This window comes from Plantactinospora endophytica, from assembly GCF_016862915.1.
GTDB lineage: Bacteria > Actinomycetota > Actinomycetes > Mycobacteriales > Micromonosporaceae > Plantactinospora > Plantactinospora endophytica.
In genome coordinates, this window is the sequence record NZ_BONW01000022.1 from 20,145 (window position 1) to 35,449 (window position 15,305).

The 15,305-nt window shown below is 72.4% G+C and carries 12 protein-coding genes and 1 pseudogene; 6 read left to right on the top strand and 7 right to left on the bottom strand.

Annotated elements, in window-relative coordinates; translation table 11 throughout:
- Positions 1–18 precede the first annotated feature (18 nt).
- Both iolB and Pen02_RS23840 read right to left on the bottom strand, forming a co-directional pair.
- Positions 19–1,020 carry a 5-deoxy-glucuronate isomerase gene (gene iolB, locus Pen02_RS23835; protein ID WP_203868307.1) on the bottom strand — a complete coding sequence of 334 codons (1,002 nt, stop codon included), beginning with the start codon at positions 1,018–1,020 and terminating at the stop codon, positions 19–21.
- Entirely contained in the window at positions 1,017–1,904 is an 888-nt protein-coding gene (locus Pen02_RS23840; RefSeq protein ID WP_203868308.1) for a Cgl0159 family (beta/alpha)8-fold protein, read from the bottom strand. The genes iolB and Pen02_RS23840 overlap by 4 nt, the downstream gene beginning before the upstream one ends.
- 74 nt (positions 1,905–1,978) lie before the next feature.
- On the opposite strand from Pen02_RS23840, the gene Pen02_RS23845 reads away from it, so the two are divergent.
- Both Pen02_RS23845 and Pen02_RS23850 read left to right on the top strand, forming a co-directional pair.
- A complete protein-coding gene (locus tag Pen02_RS23845) occupies positions 1,979–2,755 on the top strand; it encodes a GntR family transcriptional regulator (RefSeq protein ID WP_203868309.1) in 777 nt (258 codons plus the stop codon).
- A gap of 133 nt (positions 2,756–2,888) precedes the next feature.
- Positions 2,889–3,944 (top strand): NAD-dependent epimerase/dehydratase family protein, encoded by a 1,056-nt coding sequence (locus Pen02_RS23850; protein ID WP_203868310.1) that lies wholly within the window; start codon positions 2,889–2,891, stop codon positions 3,942–3,944.
- A gap of 143 nt (positions 3,945–4,087) precedes the next feature.
- On the opposite strand, the gene Pen02_RS23855 is transcribed toward Pen02_RS23850, so the two are convergent.
- From Pen02_RS23855 to Pen02_RS23865, 3 genes and pseudogenes are all read right to left on the bottom strand, one after another.
- A complete protein-coding gene (locus Pen02_RS23855) occupies positions 4,088–4,963 on the bottom strand; it encodes a peptidoglycan recognition protein family protein (RefSeq protein ID WP_203868311.1) in 876 nt (291 codons plus the stop codon).
- 150 nt (positions 4,964–5,113) lie between these two features.
- Positions 5,114–5,977, bottom strand: a complete 864-nt coding sequence (locus Pen02_RS23860; protein ID WP_203868312.1) for a transglycosylase SLT domain-containing protein — start codon at positions 5,975–5,977, stop codon at positions 5,114–5,116.
- A gap of 300 nt (positions 5,978–6,277) precedes the next feature.
- Positions 6,278–7,612 (bottom strand): annotated as a pseudogene (locus tag Pen02_RS23865) (DedA family protein); the annotation flags it as partial.
- 134 nt (positions 7,613–7,746) lie between these two features.
- Between Pen02_RS23865 and typA the strand changes: the two are divergent.
- From typA to Pen02_RS23885, 4 genes are all read left to right on the top strand, one after another.
- On the top strand, positions 7,747–9,615 hold the full coding sequence (gene typA / locus Pen02_RS23870; RefSeq protein WP_203868314.1) for a translational GTPase TypA: 1,869 nt from the start codon (positions 7,747–7,749) through the stop codon (positions 9,613–9,615).
- 21 nt (positions 9,616–9,636) lie between these two features.
- Positions 9,637–10,497: a serine hydrolase gene (locus Pen02_RS23875; protein WP_203868315.1), complete on the top strand. Its 861-nt coding sequence runs from the start codon at positions 9,637–9,639 to the stop codon at positions 10,495–10,497.
- 24 nt (positions 10,498–10,521) lie between these two features.
- On the top strand, positions 10,522–11,616 hold the full coding sequence (locus Pen02_RS23880; protein ID WP_203868316.1) for a mandelate racemase/muconate lactonizing enzyme family protein: 1,095 nt from the start codon (positions 10,522–10,524) through the stop codon (positions 11,614–11,616).
- Between the two features lie 129 nt (positions 11,617–11,745).
- Complete coding sequence (locus Pen02_RS23885) at positions 11,746–12,672, top strand: C40 family peptidase (protein ID WP_203868317.1); 927 nt, start codon at positions 11,746–11,748, stop codon at positions 12,670–12,672.
- Positions 12,673–12,693: 21 nt separating this feature from the next.
- Here Pen02_RS23885 and Pen02_RS23890 read toward each other — a convergent pair whose 3' ends face one another.
- Together Pen02_RS23890 and Pen02_RS23895 are read right to left on the bottom strand one after the other, a co-directional pair.
- Positions 12,694–13,692: a TerC family protein gene (locus tag Pen02_RS23890; protein ID WP_203868318.1), complete on the bottom strand. Its 999-nt coding sequence runs from the start codon at positions 13,690–13,692 to the stop codon at positions 12,694–12,696.
- A 297-nt stretch (positions 13,693–13,989) separates the two neighbouring features.
- On the bottom strand, positions 13,990–15,141 hold the full coding sequence (locus tag Pen02_RS23895) for an AAA family ATPase (protein WP_239141180.1): 1,152 nt from the start codon (positions 15,139–15,141) through the stop codon (positions 13,990–13,992).
- Positions 15,142–15,305 lie beyond the last annotated feature (164 nt).

Consider the following 15,305-nt stretch of genomic DNA (forward strand, 5'->3'; position numbering starts at 1 on the left):
GTCAGCGGAAGTGCTGGGTCAGCGGGAGTGCGAGGTGAGCGGGAGTCTCGGGTCGACGGGCCGACCCGCCCAGGAGGCGCGTACCCAGGCATGCGCCGGATCGTCGGAGATCAGCCAGGACCGTTCCTCGGCCGGCCCGGCCATCGCGTTCAGGTAGTAGAGCGGATGTCCGGGTGCGGCGATCGACGGGCCGTGCCAGCCGTACGGGACCAGCACCGTGTCGCCGGAGCGCACCTCGGCCAGTACGTCGATCGGGCGTCGTACCGTGCCGTAGATGCGGTGGTAGCCGTACCCGGGGGTACCGGTCGGGCCGATGCCGACCTCGAAGTAGTAGATCTCCTCCAGCACCACCTCCTGCCCGGCCCGCGGCTCGTCGTGCTTGTGCGGCGGGTACGACGACCAGTTGCCGTCCGGGGTGAGCACCTCGCAGGCGATCAACCGATCGGTCTCGAACGTCTCCGGGGTGGCGAAGTTGTTGACCTGACGGCTGCACGTGCCGGCGCCGCGCAGCTCGACCCGTACCCCGTCGGCCGGGCCGTACCGGGCCGGGAAGCGGCGCCGGGCCCGGGCCGCCGGCAGCGCGAACCGGCCGCCGTCGGCGCTGGACAGCTCGGCCCGGGTGCCCGGCGGCAGGTAGCCGAAGTCGCTGATCCCGGCGAAGACCCCGGAGCGACCGGCCAGCTCCATCGTCCAGCCACCACCCGCCCCACCTGCGGGCGCCCGGTCCGTGTCCGGGCCGCAGGCGGAATCGGAATCGGAGTCGGTGCAGTGCAGCACCGCCGAGCCGGCCAGCGGCAGCACGATCACCTCGTCCGGCCCGGTGTCGAAGCCGACGCGGGCGCCGGGTGGCAACTCCACCACCCGCAGCCCGGTGTACGTCCAGCCGCACCGCTGCGGGTCCAGCGCCACCGACCACCGGCCGACGGCGGCGCTGCCGGCCGGCCAGTAACAACGGCCCGTGCCACCACCGGTCGGGGAGCCGTCGGCGCCTGCCGGCCCGGTCTCGGCGTCGCCGGTCACCGGGGCGCCGTCCCGTGCACCAGTGCGGCTGCCCGGTCGACCGCACCGGCCACGTCGTCGTCGGGCGGGAAGAGCAGGCTCCGACCGACCACCAGCCCGCGTACGCCGGGCAGGGCCAGTGCCTCGGCCCAGGCCGCGAAGGTCCGCGCCGGATCGCCGGACGGGTCGCCGCCGAGCAGCAGCGTGGGCAGGGTCGTCGCGGTCATCACCCGGGCCATCCCCGGCACCACCGGCAACTTCAACCAGGTGTACGCGGACGTCGGCGCGAGCCCGGAGGCGATCGCCACCGACCGGACCACCGCCTCCACGTCGAGGTCGTTGCGCAGCCGCCCGCCGGTCCGGCGGGACAGGAACGGCTCGACCAGCGCCATCAGCCGGTACCGGGCCAACTCCCCCACCGCCCGGCCGCAGGCCGCCAGGGTACGGACGGTGGCCGGATCGGCCAGGTCCACCCGGCAGAGCATCTTGCCGCCCTCGAAGCCCATCTCGGCGATCGTCGGTGCGTCGTAGGCGGTGAACCGGTCGTCCGCCTCGAAAACCGAGCCGTGCAGCCCGCCCCGGTTCATCGAGCCGATCACCACCCTGTCGTCCAGGCAGTCGAGCAGCAGCAGGTCCTCCAGGATGTCCGGGGTCCCGAGCACCCCGTCGACGCCGGGCCGGTCGAGGGCGATGCGGAGCCGGTCGAGCAGCCGGTAGCGGTCGGCCATCGCCGAGGCGGAGTCCCGGACCCCGAGCACTCCCCGGGCGGGATGGTCGGCGGCGATCAGCAGCAGCCGGCCGGTGTCGCCCAGCAGTGGACGACGTCGCCGCCGGGCGGCCGTCGCCAGGATCGCCTCCGGGTGGCGGGCGCGTACCTCCCGGAGCTGATCATACCGGTCGGACATCACCCAACGATCCCCGTCGAACTCAACTTTTGTCAATACATAGTGACAACCTCACCTCAGCACGATGCCGTACGATGACCGTCGTGGTCCTCGCGGGTGAGCGCGGCGAAAAGGTCTCGTTGGACGGTGTCGTCATCGACCGGGACAGTCCGATGCCGCTCTATTTCCAGATCGCCCAGCAACTGGAGCAGGCGATCGTCGCCGGCACGCTGCCACCCGGCGGTCGGCTGGACAACGAGATCGAGCTCGCCGACCAACTCGCGGTCAGCCGGCCCACGATGCGCAAGGCGATCGAGACGTTGGTCCGGCAGGGGCTGCTGGTCCGCCGACGCGGCCTCGGCACGGTGGTGATGGCCCGGCCCGTCCGCCGTCCGCTCGCGCTGACCAGCCTCTTCGACGACCTCACCAGCGCCGGGCGCCGGCCGTCGACCGAGGTGCTCACCCTCGAACGGGCCCCGGCCGGTCCCGAGGAGGCGGCGGCACTCGGCGTACCCGAGGGCACCGAACTGATCGCCGTCGAACGCCTCCGGTCCGCCGACGGCCAGCCGCTGGCACTCATGCGCAACTACCTGCCGCCGGCACTGGTCAGCGTCGACCGGGCCGCGCTCGGCCAGCACGGGCTCTACCAGTTGCTGCGCCGGCAGGGCGTGACGCTGCAACTGGCCAACCAGGAGGTCTCCGCCCGGCCGGCACTCGCCCGGGAGGCCCGGCTGCTCGGGGTGGCCCGGGGCAGCACCCTGCTCACCATCCGGCGTACCACCTACGACTCGGCCGGCCGCGCCGTCGAGTACGGCGCGCACGCCTACCTGGCAGCCCGCTACTCGGTCGAGATGACCCTGGTACCCCGCTGACCCAACCTCTGGCAGCCCCGGCACCGGTCGCGGTACGGGATCGCTCCCGGCGCGGCAGGCATCGACCGGCGGAGGTTTCGGCTGATAGCTGAAGCGCTCGCCGGGCTCGTCACGGTGGCTCTAGCGTGACGGCATGGAGAAGCTCGCCCTGGTCGTCGGTGCCACCGGCCAGATCGGCCGGGCTGCGGTCCGCGCCCTGGTCGCCGACGGTTGGCAGGTCCGGGCCGCCGCCCGTGGCCTGCGGGCCGGCGCCCCGTGGCCACCGGACTGGAACGTCGAGCTGGTGCCGCTGGACCGTGCGGACGACGCCGGGCTCGCCGTCGCGGTCGGCGACGGCTGCGACGTGGTGGTCGACACCGTCGCGTACGACGCCCGGCACGCCCGCCAGCTCCTCCGGCTCGCCGACCGGATCGGCTCGGCAGTGGTCGTCTCCAGCGCCGCGGTCTACCTGGACGACCAGGGCCGGGGATTCGGCGCCGACGGGGTGCGGTTTCCGGTGCCGATCGCCGAGACCCAGCGGACCGTCGCACCGCTCGACCCCGACGCCGAGCCGGACGGGGACGGCTACGCCGCCGGCAAGGCGGCCCTGGAGCGCGAACTGCTGGCCGCCGGGGCGATCCTGCCGACCACGCTGCTGCGGGCCGGCGCGATCCACGGGCCGCACACCGTGCACCCGCGCGAGTGGCACTTCGTCAAACGCGCCCTCGACAACCGGCCGGTACGCGTGCTTGCGTACCGTGGCGAGAGCCGGTTCCACCCGGTCTGCACGGCCAATCTCGCCGAGCTGATCCGACTCTCCGCCGCCGAACCCGGTGCCCGGGTGCTCAACGCGGGCGACCCGGAGCCGCCGACCGTACGCGAGATCGGCGCCGCCGTGCACGCGGTGCTCGACCACGACGCGGAGGACGTGCTGATCGACGGTCCCTCCCCGGCACCGCCGGTCGGCCAGACGCCGTGGTCCACCCCACATCCGGTGGTGCTCGACATGAGCCTGGCGGAACGTCAGCTCGGCTACCGCCCGGTGACCAGCTATCTCGACTCGCTGCCGGCGACCGTACGGTGGCTGGTGGACGCCGCGCACGGCCGGGACTGGCGGACCGTCTTCCCCGATCTCGCGCAGAACTACCGCACCGACTACTTCGACTACCTCGCCGAGGACGCCTGGCTGCGCCGCCGCACGCCCGGCTGACGCCCCCGGCCGGCGCCAGCCCCGAGCGGCGGCGGGTCCCGCCGCCGGCTGAACGAACCGGCCCAGGCGCGGCGGGTCGCGCCGCCGGTTGAGGGAACCGGCTCAGGCCGCGGTGGTTCCTGCCGCCGGTTGACCGAGCCGGCTCAGGCTGCGGTGAGTTTCGCGGCCAGCTCGCCGATCCGGTCGCCGAACGCCGCCCGGAGCGCCGTCGCCGCGTCGTCGAGGTCCTTCGAGCCCAGCCCGTTGAGTACGCCGTCGATGATCTCCTGCTCGTTGACCCAGTCCTTGCCGAGCATGGCCATCTGGTTGGCCTTGACCTCGGTCAGCATCCCCTCGATGTTGTAGAAGTGCTGCCGGATGTCGGTACGGCCGGTGCCGTCCGGCTTCTGCGCGCCGTGCCAGAGCAGGTAGTTGTTGTCCTTGGCGAACTTGAGTAGCTGCTCCTGCTCCTGATCGGACAGTGCCGGCATGATGTTCTCCTCGTCGGACGGTGGTGGCGCGGCGACGTCGCGCCGGAACTGGTTCATGTTGAAACTCGGGTCCGTCTTGACGCTCGCGTGCCCGTAGCCGGCCGGCTGGTGTTCCTTGTGCCCGCCGATTCCCCAGCCGGTACGTTTGCGCAGCGCGCGGACGCCTCGGACGTACGAGTCGTACTGCTGGTCGGTCCAGGGCTCGCCGAGGGCGTGCTGCGCCTCGATGCCGAGCAGGCCGGAGTTGCCGACGCCCTTGAACGGCCCGGCCCAGCCGACCCGTACGTGGTTGCACCGGCCGGAGGCGATCACGTGCCAGTCCCCGCTCCGGGACAGGTAGAGCTGGGCGATCGGCGGTGGTGCCGTCGCGGACCCGTTGAGCAGGACGTATATCTCGCCGGCGTCGGTGGAACGCAGCGAGCCGCGGGTCTCGTGACACATGATCCCGTGTGGATCGAATGACGTCGAGCCGCGACTCCGCCAACCGCCGACCTCGTGCACGGTGAGCCCGGCGGACCGGAGCACATCGGCGAGCCAGAGCAGTCGCATCGATCAGCCCTCCTGACTCGGAGGCAGGTATTCACTACTGACCGTATCCGTGCTGTCGGACAGAGTCCAGTCGTCCAAGCTGCCAATTTGACCAAAAGCAATGGTCAACCCACTCGATGTCGGGTGGGGACGGTCAACCGGCCATCGGCCTCAGAAGGCCAGGCACTCACACTCCGTCATCAGTGCTCGGACGTTTCGCACGTACTGCGGGTTGGGGATCTTCAAGCCGTCCTCGGTCACCACCGCACCCGGCCCGAAGTTGTACGCCGAGATCACCGCGTTCAGCAGACACGAGTTGAGTTCGCTCGTGCAGGCGTCGGCGGAGACCCCGTAGTCGCTCTCGAAGAAGGCGTCGCCGATGTACTTGATCAGCCAGGCCAGGTAGTTCGCGCCGAGCGTGGCGTTGTCCCGGTAGGCGTCGATGTCGTACGACTGGTCGAAGCGCTGGTTGACGAAGGCCGCCGTGTCCGGCATGACCTGCATCAGCCCGACCCCGCCGTCGCAGGCGATGATGTTGGACTGCCAGCCGCTCTCCTGCCAGGCGGTCGCCTTGACCAGGTCGACCGGCACCCGGATGCTCGGCGCCGAACTGGGCCAGTACGTCCGGCCGGCCGCCTCGGTCAACGCCTGCTTGACCTGCGCCCGGCTGGCCTGGGTGCCCTCGTAGCGCGGCTTGGTGCAGCCGGTCTCGGGCTTTGGCGGTGGCGGGGGCAGCTTCGTCTCGGTCGGCGGCTTCGGCACCTTGCGCGGCCCCGGCTTCTTGCTCGGGGTCCGTTTCGGCGTCGCCGACGGGGTCGGCCTGGCCCCGAGCCCCGCCACGGCCGGCGGCTCCGGCTCGGTCGTCGGCTCGTCCGCCGGGCTCTGTTCCGCCTCGGCGGACGGATCGGCGGCGGCCTCGACGCCGGTCCCGGTGCCGTCCCCGCCCGGCTCGCCGTTGGCGCAGGCGACCACGGTGGCCAGCGCCAGCGCCACCGCCCCCAACACCAGCGCGGTCCTGCGCAGCCGCTCAGTCATCGAGTCCCCCCAGATCTCCCGGCGCACCATAACAGGCAGACCGACAGCTCAGGGGGCATCGACCGCCCGGCTGGCCGGAGCCGCCCGCTCGGTGCCCGGAGCCCCGGCCGACCCCGACGACCCGTCAACCGGCTCCGGCGACGCTTCCGCCGGTACCGCCGACACCGGGCCAGCCGCCGTTCCCGCCGGGTCGGCCGGCACCGGGCCGGCCTGGGATCCGGCCGGCTCTGCCGATACTCCGGCCGGGACCGCCGAGACCGGGCCAGCCGACACCGGGCCGGCCGACGGGCCGGCGCGGCGGACGGCGCGGTCGCGGGTCGCCCAGGCGACCATGAAGACCGCGGTCCAGAGCACGCCGAGCAGCATCGAGGTGACCGTCTCGCTCGCCGAACTCCAGCCGACGTAGAGCCGGGCCGCGCCGACGGTCACCACCCCGACCGCCGCCACCGTCCAGGCCGCCACCGCCGTCGGCCAGCGGCTCTGCCGGGCCAGCAGCCAGGCCAGCGTGCAGAGGCTGGCCGCGACCACCGCGTTCTGGGCCGGCAGCAGCCGTACCGGGGCGCCGCTGGTCGGGCCGGTGACGTCACTGACCAGCAGCAGCACCAGCAGCGGTACGAAGGCGCCGACCGTGCCGAGCACGCTGAGCAGGTCGACCCGCCACGGCCGGGTACGCCAGCCGACCACCGCGGCGACCAGCGCCACCACCAGGATCAGCACCCACCCGCGCAGTGCACCGATCGCACCGTGCGCCAACTCGGCGACCCCGTCGGTACGCCGGACCGCGAACCACTCCGCGATCGCGCTGTCGACCACCGACAGCCCGCTGTGCGTGACCACCAGGTCGAGCAGCCAGGCCAGGGTGAGCCCGGTCACGAAGAGCAGCGCCAACCCGGCCACCAGGTTGGCCAGCAGCGTCCAGCCCGGCCCGATGTGCAGCGACAGCACGAAGAAGAGCACCCCGTACCGCCGGGCCAGCCAGCGCAGCGGCGGGCGGGCGACGGCCCGGGTCAGCAGCGACCGCACCGGATCCGGGTTGCGGCCGAGCCAGCGGCCGACCAGCACGATCGCCACGATGAAGACGATCAGCAGCAGTACCGCCCCGGTCGCCTTGCCGAGGTAGTGGGAGACGGTCTCGTAGGACTCCCCGGCCAGGTAGCCGGCCAGCACCGAGCCGCCGACCCAGGTCACCACCCCGGCCAGGTTCCACGGCGCGAACCGCCGGTACGGCATCCCGGCGCTGCCGGCCAGCCGGGGCACCAGGGTACGGGCGAAGGCCACCCAGCGGGCCGCGAACACCCCACGCCCACCCAGTCGGGCCAGCATCGCGTCGGCCCTGGCCCAGCGCGCCGCACCGACCCGGCTTCCCCACCGGCCGCCCCGGAGCCGGGGACCGTGCCGCCGGCCGCTGCGGAACGCCAGGGCGTCGCCGAGCACCGCTGCGAGAATCATCACCACCAGCGCCGGTCCCAGCCGCAGCATCCCGGTGTAGGCGAGGAAGCCGACCAGCAGCAGGGTCGCCTCCGCCGGCATCACCAGACCGACGATCAGTGCCGTCTCGGTGGCCACCAGCAGCGCGGCGGCCAGGTAGACCAGCACCGGTGGCAACTCCCGCACCACCGTCAACACATCCTGCACGGCGACCCCCCGAACACCCCGGCCAGCATGCCAGCCCGGCGCGGTGCCGGCACAGCGATTCCCGACGAGAGCCGGGTTACCTCAGGGGGAACCCGGACGCCGGCCCGGATCGCCGGGACGAGAGGATGGAGGGCATGCAGACCCGCGGGGACCTTCGTAACGTCGCAATCATCGCCCACGTCGACCACGGCAAGACCACGCTGGTCGACGCCATGCTGCGGCAGTCCGGCGCGTTCTCCGCCCGGGCCGAGCCCACCGACCGGGTGATGGACTCCATGGACCTGGAGCGGGAGAAGGGCATCACCATCCTGGCCAAGAACACCGCCGTGCGCTACCTGCCGGCGGACGGTTCTGACCCGGTCACCATCAACATCATCGACACTCCCGGGCACGCCGACTTCGGGGGCGAGGTGGAACGCGGGCTGACCATGGTCGACGGGGTGCTGCTGCTGGTGGACGCCAGCGAGGGCCCGCTGCCGCAGACCCGGTTCGTGCTCCGCAAGGCGTTGCAGGCCCGGATGCCGATCATCCTCGTGATCAACAAGGTGGACCGGCCGGACGCCCGGATCAAGGAGGTGGTCGACGACACGTACGAACTCTTCCTGGACCTGGACGCCGACGCCGAGCAGATCGACTTCCCGATCATCTACGCCTGCGCCCGGGACGGCATCGCCTCGCTGACCCAGCCCGCCGACGGCACCGTGCCGAGCGACAGCAGCTCGCTGGAACCGCTGTTCCGCAGCCTGCTCGACACCATCCCGCCGCCCGCCTACGACGAGGCCGCGCCGTTGCAGGCGCACGTCACCAACCTCGACGCCTCGCCGTTCCTCGGCCGACTGGCGCTGTGCCGGGTCCGGCAGGGCACCGTCACCAAGGGCGAGACAGTCGCCTGGTGCCGCACCGACGGCACCGTGGAGCGGGTACGGGTCTCCGAACTGCTGATGACCGAGGGGCTGGAGCGCAAGCCGGCCACCTCCGCCGGGCCGGGCGACATCATCGCGGTCGCCGGCATCCCGGAGATCATGATCGGCGAGACCCTGGCCGACCTGGAGGATCCCCGTCCGCTGCCGCTGATCACCGTCGACGAGCCGGCGATCTCGATGACCATCGGCACCAACACCTCGCCGCTGGTCGGCCGGGTCAAGGGCGCCAAGGTCACCGCCCGGATGGTCAAGGACCGGCTGGACCGGGAACTGATCGGCAACGTCTCGCTCCGGGTCCTCCCCACCGACCGGCCGGACGCCTGGGAGGTGCAGGGCCGGGGCGAGCTGGCGCTGGCCATCCTGGTCGAGCAGATGCGCCGCGAGTCGTACGAGCTGACCGTCGGCAAGCCGCAGGTGGTGACCCGGGAGATCGACGGCAAGACCTGCGAGCCGGTCGAGCGGCTCACCATCGACGCCCCGGAGGAATACCTCGGCGCCATCACCCAGTTGCTGGCCACCCGCAAGGGCCGGATGGAACAACTCGTCAACCACGGCACCGGCTGGATCCGGATGGAGTGGCTGGTACCCGCCCGGGGGCTGATCGGCTTCCGGACCGAGTTCCTCACCGACACCCGGGGTACCGGCATCCTGCACCACGTCTTCGAGTCGTACGAGCCGTGGTTCGGCGAGCTGCGTACCCGGAACACCGGCTCGCTGGTGGCCGACCGGACCGGGGTGGCGACCGCCTTCGCGATGCTCAACCTCCAGGAGCGCGGCACCCTCTTCGTCGAGCCGGCGACCGAGGTCTACGAAGGGATGCTGGTCGGCGAGAACTCCCGCTCCGACGACATGGACGTCAACATCACCAAGGAGAAGAAGCTCACCAACATGCGCTCCTCGACCAGCGAGGAGACCGAGAAGCTGATCCCGCCGCGCAAGCTCTCCCTGGAGCAGGCCCTGGAGTTCTGCCGCGAGGACGAGTGCGTCGAGGTGACCCCGGTGGCGATCCGGCTGCGCAAGGTGGTGCTGGACGCGCCGTCCCGGGCCCGGGCCGCCGCCCGGCGCAAGCACGCCGGCTGACTCCGGTCGTACGCCGCGCAGATGCCCTGGGACGCGCTCGACGCCGAGCTGGCCGCCGTGGCCGGCACCGTCTCGGTCTACGCGGGTCGGCTCGGCCGCCGGCCCGCCTACACCCGGCTGGCGGACACCCCGCACTACGCGGCCAGCACCATGAAGGTGGCGGTGCTGGCCGCACTGCACCGGACCGCCGAGGCCGGGCAGGTGGCGCTGGACGCGCCGGTGCCGGTGGTCAACGAGTTCGACTCGGCCCGCCCGGGCGCGGCCCGGTTCTCCTGCGCGGCCGACTACGACAACGACGAGGCGGTCTGGGCCCGGCTGGGCGGCACCGCGCCGCTGCGCTGGCTCGCCGAGCGGATGATCGTCCGGTCCAGCAACCTCGCCACCAACCTGGTGCTCGGGCGGGTCGGGCTGCCCGCCGTGGCGCAGGTCTGGGCGGACAGCGGCGCCCGGCACAGCCGTACCGGGCGGGGCATCGAGGACTTCGCCGCCCGGGACGCCGGGCTGGACAACCAGGTCACCGCCGCCGACCTGGCCGGGCTGCTCGGCGGGATCGCCCGGTCCCGGATCGCCTCCCCGGCCGCCTGCGCCGCCATGCTCGACGTGCTGCTCGCCCAGGAACGCCGGGAGGACCTGGCGGCCGGGCTGCCGCCGGGCACCCGGATCGCGCACAAGAACGGCTGGGTACGCGGGGTCCGGCACGGTGCCGGCGTGGTCTTCCCGGACGACGCGCCCCCGTACGCGCTGGTGGTCTGCACCAGCGTGTCGCCGGACCGGGAGGGCGGGCGGATCGGCGACGAGCGGGACGAGCTGGCCCGTCGGCTCATCGCCCGGATCTCGGCCCTGGTCTGGGCCGCCCGGCACCGGCTGGGAACCGTCGACTGAGCCGACGGTCGATATGGTGCCAACATGTCGATCGCCTCGGTACGCACCCACCGGATCTCCGCTCCGCTGCACACCCCGTTCGTGACCGCGCTGCGCCGTACCTCCACAGTAGAGACCCTTGTCGTGGAGGTGGTCGACACCGACGGCCGGTCCGGGTTCGGCGAGGCACCGCAGGTGTGGCAGGTGACCGGTTCGTCGATCGGCGGGGCGCGGGCCTGTGTCGAGGAGGTGTTCGCCCCGCTGCTGACCGGGCGGAACCCGGACGACCTGGTGGCCCGGTGTGCGGAGTTGCGCCGGGCGGTGGCCGGCAACGAGGCGGCGAAGGCGGCGGTGGACGTGGCGTTGCACGACCTGGCCGCGCGGCGGCTCGGCGTGCCGCTGGTCCGGCTGCTCGGTGGTACGTCCCGCCGGGTCGCCACCGACGTGACCCTGTCGGCCGGGGACGCGGTCGAGTTGGGCGGGGCGGCGAAGCAGCGGGTGGCGGACGGTTTCGACGTACTCAAGGTGAAGGTCGGCACGGACGCGGCGGGTGACCTGGCCCGGGTCCGGGCGGTGCGGGCCGCCGCCGGCCCGCAGGTGCGGATCCGGCTCGACGCCAACCAGGGCTGGACGCCCCGGGAGGCGGTCCGGGTGATCCGCAGCGTCGAGGACGCCGGGCTGGACGTGGAGCTGGTCGAGCAGCCGGTGCACGCCCGGGACCTCGCCGGGCTGGCCTGGGTGGCCGACCGGGTGGACGTGCCGATCCTGGCCGACGAGACGGTCTACGGGGTGCGTGACCTGGTCGAGGTGATCCAGCGACGGGCCGCCGACATGGTCAACGTCAAGCTGGCCAAGTGCGGTGGGCTGGGTCCGGCCCGGACCCTGTTGGAGTTGGCCGCCGAGCACGGCCTGGGCACGCTGGTCGGTTCGATGATGGAGACCCAGATCGGGCTCGGCGCCGCCGCCAGCCTGGTCGCCGCCTGTGGCACCAGCGCCGTTTCGGACCTGGACGCCGCCTGGTGGCTGGCCTGGTCGCCGGTGCAGGGCGGCATCCGGTACGAGAACGCCGGCGTGCTGCTGCCCGACGCACCCGGCCTCGGCATCGCCGGACTGCACCACAGCCCGCCGCCGACGCCGTGACGCCACCCACCCGGCACTCGCCGCCCACCTGTCCGCAACGTGAAGGCAACATTCAAGTGACTGTTGCAGTTCGGCGCTAATTTTCATATCGTTCGGGCGGGGAGCGGGCGAGGAACGGGTGGGACTGACATGGTGCTGCGCTCGGGTCAGGAAGCCGTCGTCCGGGTCGCCGTCGCCACCCTGTGGGCCCGTCCCGAGGCCGTCCGCCCGATCGACGCACCGGCGCTGTCCCGCCGCACCGACATCGCGAGCTGGATCTCCGGGATGACCGCCGACCAGCGCGTCGGCGAGTGCGTACTCAGTCAGCTACTGCTCGGCGAACGGGTACTGGTCGAGGAGGTCCGCCCGGACGGCTGGGTACGCCTCGTCGCGGTGGAACAGCCGGCGGCCAAGCTCGACCCCCGGGGCTATCCGGGCTGGCTGCCACTCGACCAGCTCGCCGCCCCGGCCGAGCCGCTCCCCGGGCCGCCGGACCTGGTGGTGGCGGCCACGGTGACCCGGCTGCACGCCGCCCCGGCCGGGCCGGTGGTGCTGCCCGGCGTCATCCTGGGCACCCGGCTGACCAGCGCGGGGCCGGTCAGCGGCGGCTGGCGACCGGTGCGGGTGCCCGATCAGGAGCAGCCGCTCTGGGCTCCCGACACCCATCTCGCGCCGGCACCGCGCCGACCGCCCAGCGCGACCGAGGTGCTCACCGTGGCCAGCCGGCTGCGGAACGTGGTCTACGTCTGGGGCGGCGTCTCGGCGTACGGGATCGACTGTTCCGGGCTGGTGCACCTGGCCTGGCGGCGCTTCGGGGTACGGCTGCCCCGGGACGCCGACGACCAGGCCGCCGCCACCGTCCCGGTACCGCTCGGTGCGGAACGCCCCGGCGACCTCTACTTCTTCGCCCGGCCCGGCCGGCCCGTCCACCACATCGGCATCGTCACCGCCCGCCCCGGGCCGCAGGGCGACCGGCGGATGCTGCACGCCTGCTACACGAAGCGGCGGGTCCTGGAGGAACCGATGCCCGCCGACCGGACCGCAACCCTGGTCGGCGCGCACCGGGTCACTCCCTGACCCGCCGCTACTGCGTCCGGCTCAGCCGACCGGCACCTTTTCGGCTGACCGTCGGTCCCGGCTGGACTTGATCAGGCTGGCCACGGTCGCGATCGCCAGCGTGCCGAGGATGACCGTGAGGGAGAGCCAGATCGGGATGTGCGGGGCCCAGCCGATCGGCTCGCCGCCGTTGAGGAACGGCAGGTTGTTGCCGGCCAGCGCCTCCAGTACCAGCTTGACGCCGATGAAACCGAGCACGACGGCGAGGCCGATGTTGAGGTAGACCAGCCGGTCGAGCAGGCCGCCGAGCAGGAAGTAGAGCTGCCGGAGACCCATCAGCGCGAAGACGTTGGCGGTGAAGACCAGGTACGGCTCCTGGGTGATCCCGAAGATCGCCGGGATGGAGTCGAGCGCGAAGACCAGGTCGGTGGTGCCGATCGCGATCAGCACGATCAGCATCGGGGTGAACAACCGGCGGCCGTTCTCCTGCACCGTCAGGCGCGAGCCGGAGAAGTCCCGGGAGACCGGCAGGGCCCGCCGGCTCCACCGGATCAGCACGTTCTCCTTGAAGTCCTCCTCGTTCGGCTCACCCTGGCGGAAGAAGTTGATCGCCGTGTAGACCAGGAAGGCGCCGAAGATGTAGAAGACCCAGGAGAACTGGTTGATCAGGGCCGCGCCGGCCGCGATGAAGCCACCGCGCATCACCAGCGCCAGCACGATGCCGATCAGCAGCACCTTCTGCTGGTACTGCCGGGGTACGCCGAACCGGGACATGATGATCACGAAGACGAAGAGGTTGTCCACCGAGAGGCTGTACTCGGTGAGCCAACCGGTGTAGAACTCCCCGGCCACGGTGAAGTTCGTGGTCAGGGCGAGGCCGACCCCGAAGACGATGGCGAGGCCGACGTAGAAGGCGACCCAGAGGCCGGACTCCTTGATGCTCGGCTCGTGTGGTCGACGGCCGATGATCAAGAGATCGAGTAGCAGGATCGCCGTCAGTACGACGAGCGACACTGCCCAAACCCAGGCGGACACGTTCAAGTTTCCCTCCGGCAGGCACGCGGCGCCGCCGTCGGCACAGAAGTGACGCGCGTCGGGCGGCGTAGACGATGGTGACTGTCGGAGGTCTCTTCCGCCATCGCCGTGCGAAAACCGCCACGGCGACAACCTACGGTGCCGGGTCCTCGTGCCGGTCTGCCGGCCGACGACCGTGTTGACGACACCGTCGCGAAGGAATACTCCCCTCCTACAGCGCCATTGTTCACCATTCCCCGTCGGTTGCGCATCTCCCCCTGCTCCGGGTGCTCGGAGCCACCCCCTGTACAGCTTCCTAGGAACCTAGGTGCGACGCCGGGGCAGCAGCGGGTCGGCGAGGGACCAACCGGCCGCAAGGACCCGATCACAGGCACGGATCGCGGTAGCCAACCGGTCCGCGAGCGGTCCGGTGAGTTCGATCACTGGTACGCCGGAACCGGCCAACACCGCCCGGAACCGCCCGGTCATCCAGCCCCGCAGATGGGCACCGTCCCGCAGTCCGTCGTCGTGGAACGGCACCCCGTGATGGTCGGTCAGCAGGTAGAGGTCGGGTCGGCGGGCAGCCGCAGCCGCCTCGACCCGGGGCGAGGTCGAGCCGAGATACCGCTCCTCCCAGACCGCGGTGGCCCGGGCGTCGGTGTCGCAGAACAGCAGCGGCCCGCTGTGCCGGGCGGCGGCGTCCTCGGCGATCTGCTGCTCCCGGAGCACCGTCTCGAAGTCGGACCGGTCCCAGCGCACGTCGAAGATCGTCGCGTCGGGATCGGTCCGCCGCAGCCGGGCCAGCTTGGCGGCGGTCAGTTCCCGCCCGTACTCCGGCACCCAGCGGGTCCGGTAGTGCGCCGCCAGCGCCTCGGCCACCGTGGTCGTACCGGTCGACTCGGCGCCGACCACCACGATCCGGCGGGCGAACCAGGCCCGGACCGGCGGGCTGAGCATCGCCCAGTGCGCCACCGGATCGGCCCGGACCGCCGTACCCGAGACCGGGACGGCGCCCCGGGCCGGGTCGACGGGTACGTCCACCGCGTCGAACCGGCGAGCCAGTTCCGCCCCGTACGCCTCGGAGGAGAAGACCGCGTCCACCCGGGCCGGGCCGACGGCCGCCCGGAACACCGCGCAGTGCGCCTCCCAGACGGCCGGGTCGGCGTAGTCGACCGGATGGTCGTCGTACCGGCCGACGAACCGGACGTGCCGGTCGGCGGCATGCACCTCGCGCAGCCAGTCCAGCCGCAGGTCCAGCGGAATCGACTCCCGGCGGGACGGTGCGACCACCACGGTGACGGCGGCACACCGGCGGGCCGCCGCCCGGATCAGCGCGTGGTGCCCGGCGTGCGGCGGATAGAACTTCCCCACCACCAGCCCGTGCCCGAACTCCGGCGGCTCCGGCCCGGCCGCCGGCCGCTCCCCCGTCGCCGCCGCGCCCATGCCCGCCGGCCCCGCCCGATCCGCAGGCCGCATTTGGTTCCCCGTCCCCGACGGAGTCGCCCCGCCCGACTGATTCGGAGCACCCGACGGAGTCGCTCCGCCCGACTGATTCGGAGCGCCCGACTGATTCGGAGCGCCCGACTGATTCGGAGCGCCCGTCGGGCGATGGGGCCGGCGGGTGGCGGGTGAGGTGTTGC

What these genes read in the sequence shown, in the direction of transcription:
- Pen02_RS23840 (WP_203868308.1), bottom strand. Translation starts at nt 1,904, where the DNA reads ATGTCCGACCGGTATGATCAGCTCCGGGAGGTACGCGCCCGCCACCCG.
- Pen02_RS23845 (WP_203868309.1), top strand. Translation starts at nt 1,979, where the DNA reads ATGACCGTCGTGGTCCTCGCGGGTGAGCGCGGCGAAAAGGTCTCGTTG.
- Pen02_RS23850 (WP_203868310.1), top strand. Translation starts at nt 2,889, where the DNA reads ATGGAGAAGCTCGCCCTGGTCGTCGGTGCCACCGGCCAGATCGGCCGG.
- Pen02_RS23855 (WP_203868311.1), bottom strand. Translation starts at nt 4,963, where the DNA reads ATGCGACTGCTCTGGCTCGCCGATGTGCTCCGGTCCGCCGGGCTCACC.
- Pen02_RS23860 (WP_203868312.1), bottom strand. Translation starts at nt 5,977, where the DNA reads ATGACTGAGCGGCTGCGCAGGACCGCGCTGGTGTTGGGGGCGGTGGCG.
- typA (WP_203868314.1), top strand. Translation starts at nt 7,747, where the DNA reads ATGCAGACCCGCGGGGACCTTCGTAACGTCGCAATCATCGCCCACGTC.
- Pen02_RS23875 (WP_203868315.1), top strand. Translation starts at nt 9,637, where the DNA reads ATGCCCTGGGACGCGCTCGACGCCGAGCTGGCCGCCGTGGCCGGCACC.
- Pen02_RS23880 (WP_203868316.1), top strand. Translation starts at nt 10,522, where the DNA reads ATGTCGATCGCCTCGGTACGCACCCACCGGATCTCCGCTCCGCTGCAC.
- Pen02_RS23885 (WP_203868317.1), top strand. Translation starts at nt 11,746, where the DNA reads ATGGTGCTGCGCTCGGGTCAGGAAGCCGTCGTCCGGGTCGCCGTCGCC.
- Pen02_RS23895 (WP_239141180.1), bottom strand. Translation starts at nt 15,141, where the DNA reads ATGCGGCCTGCGGATCGGGCGGGGCCGGCGGGCATGGGCGCGGCGGCG.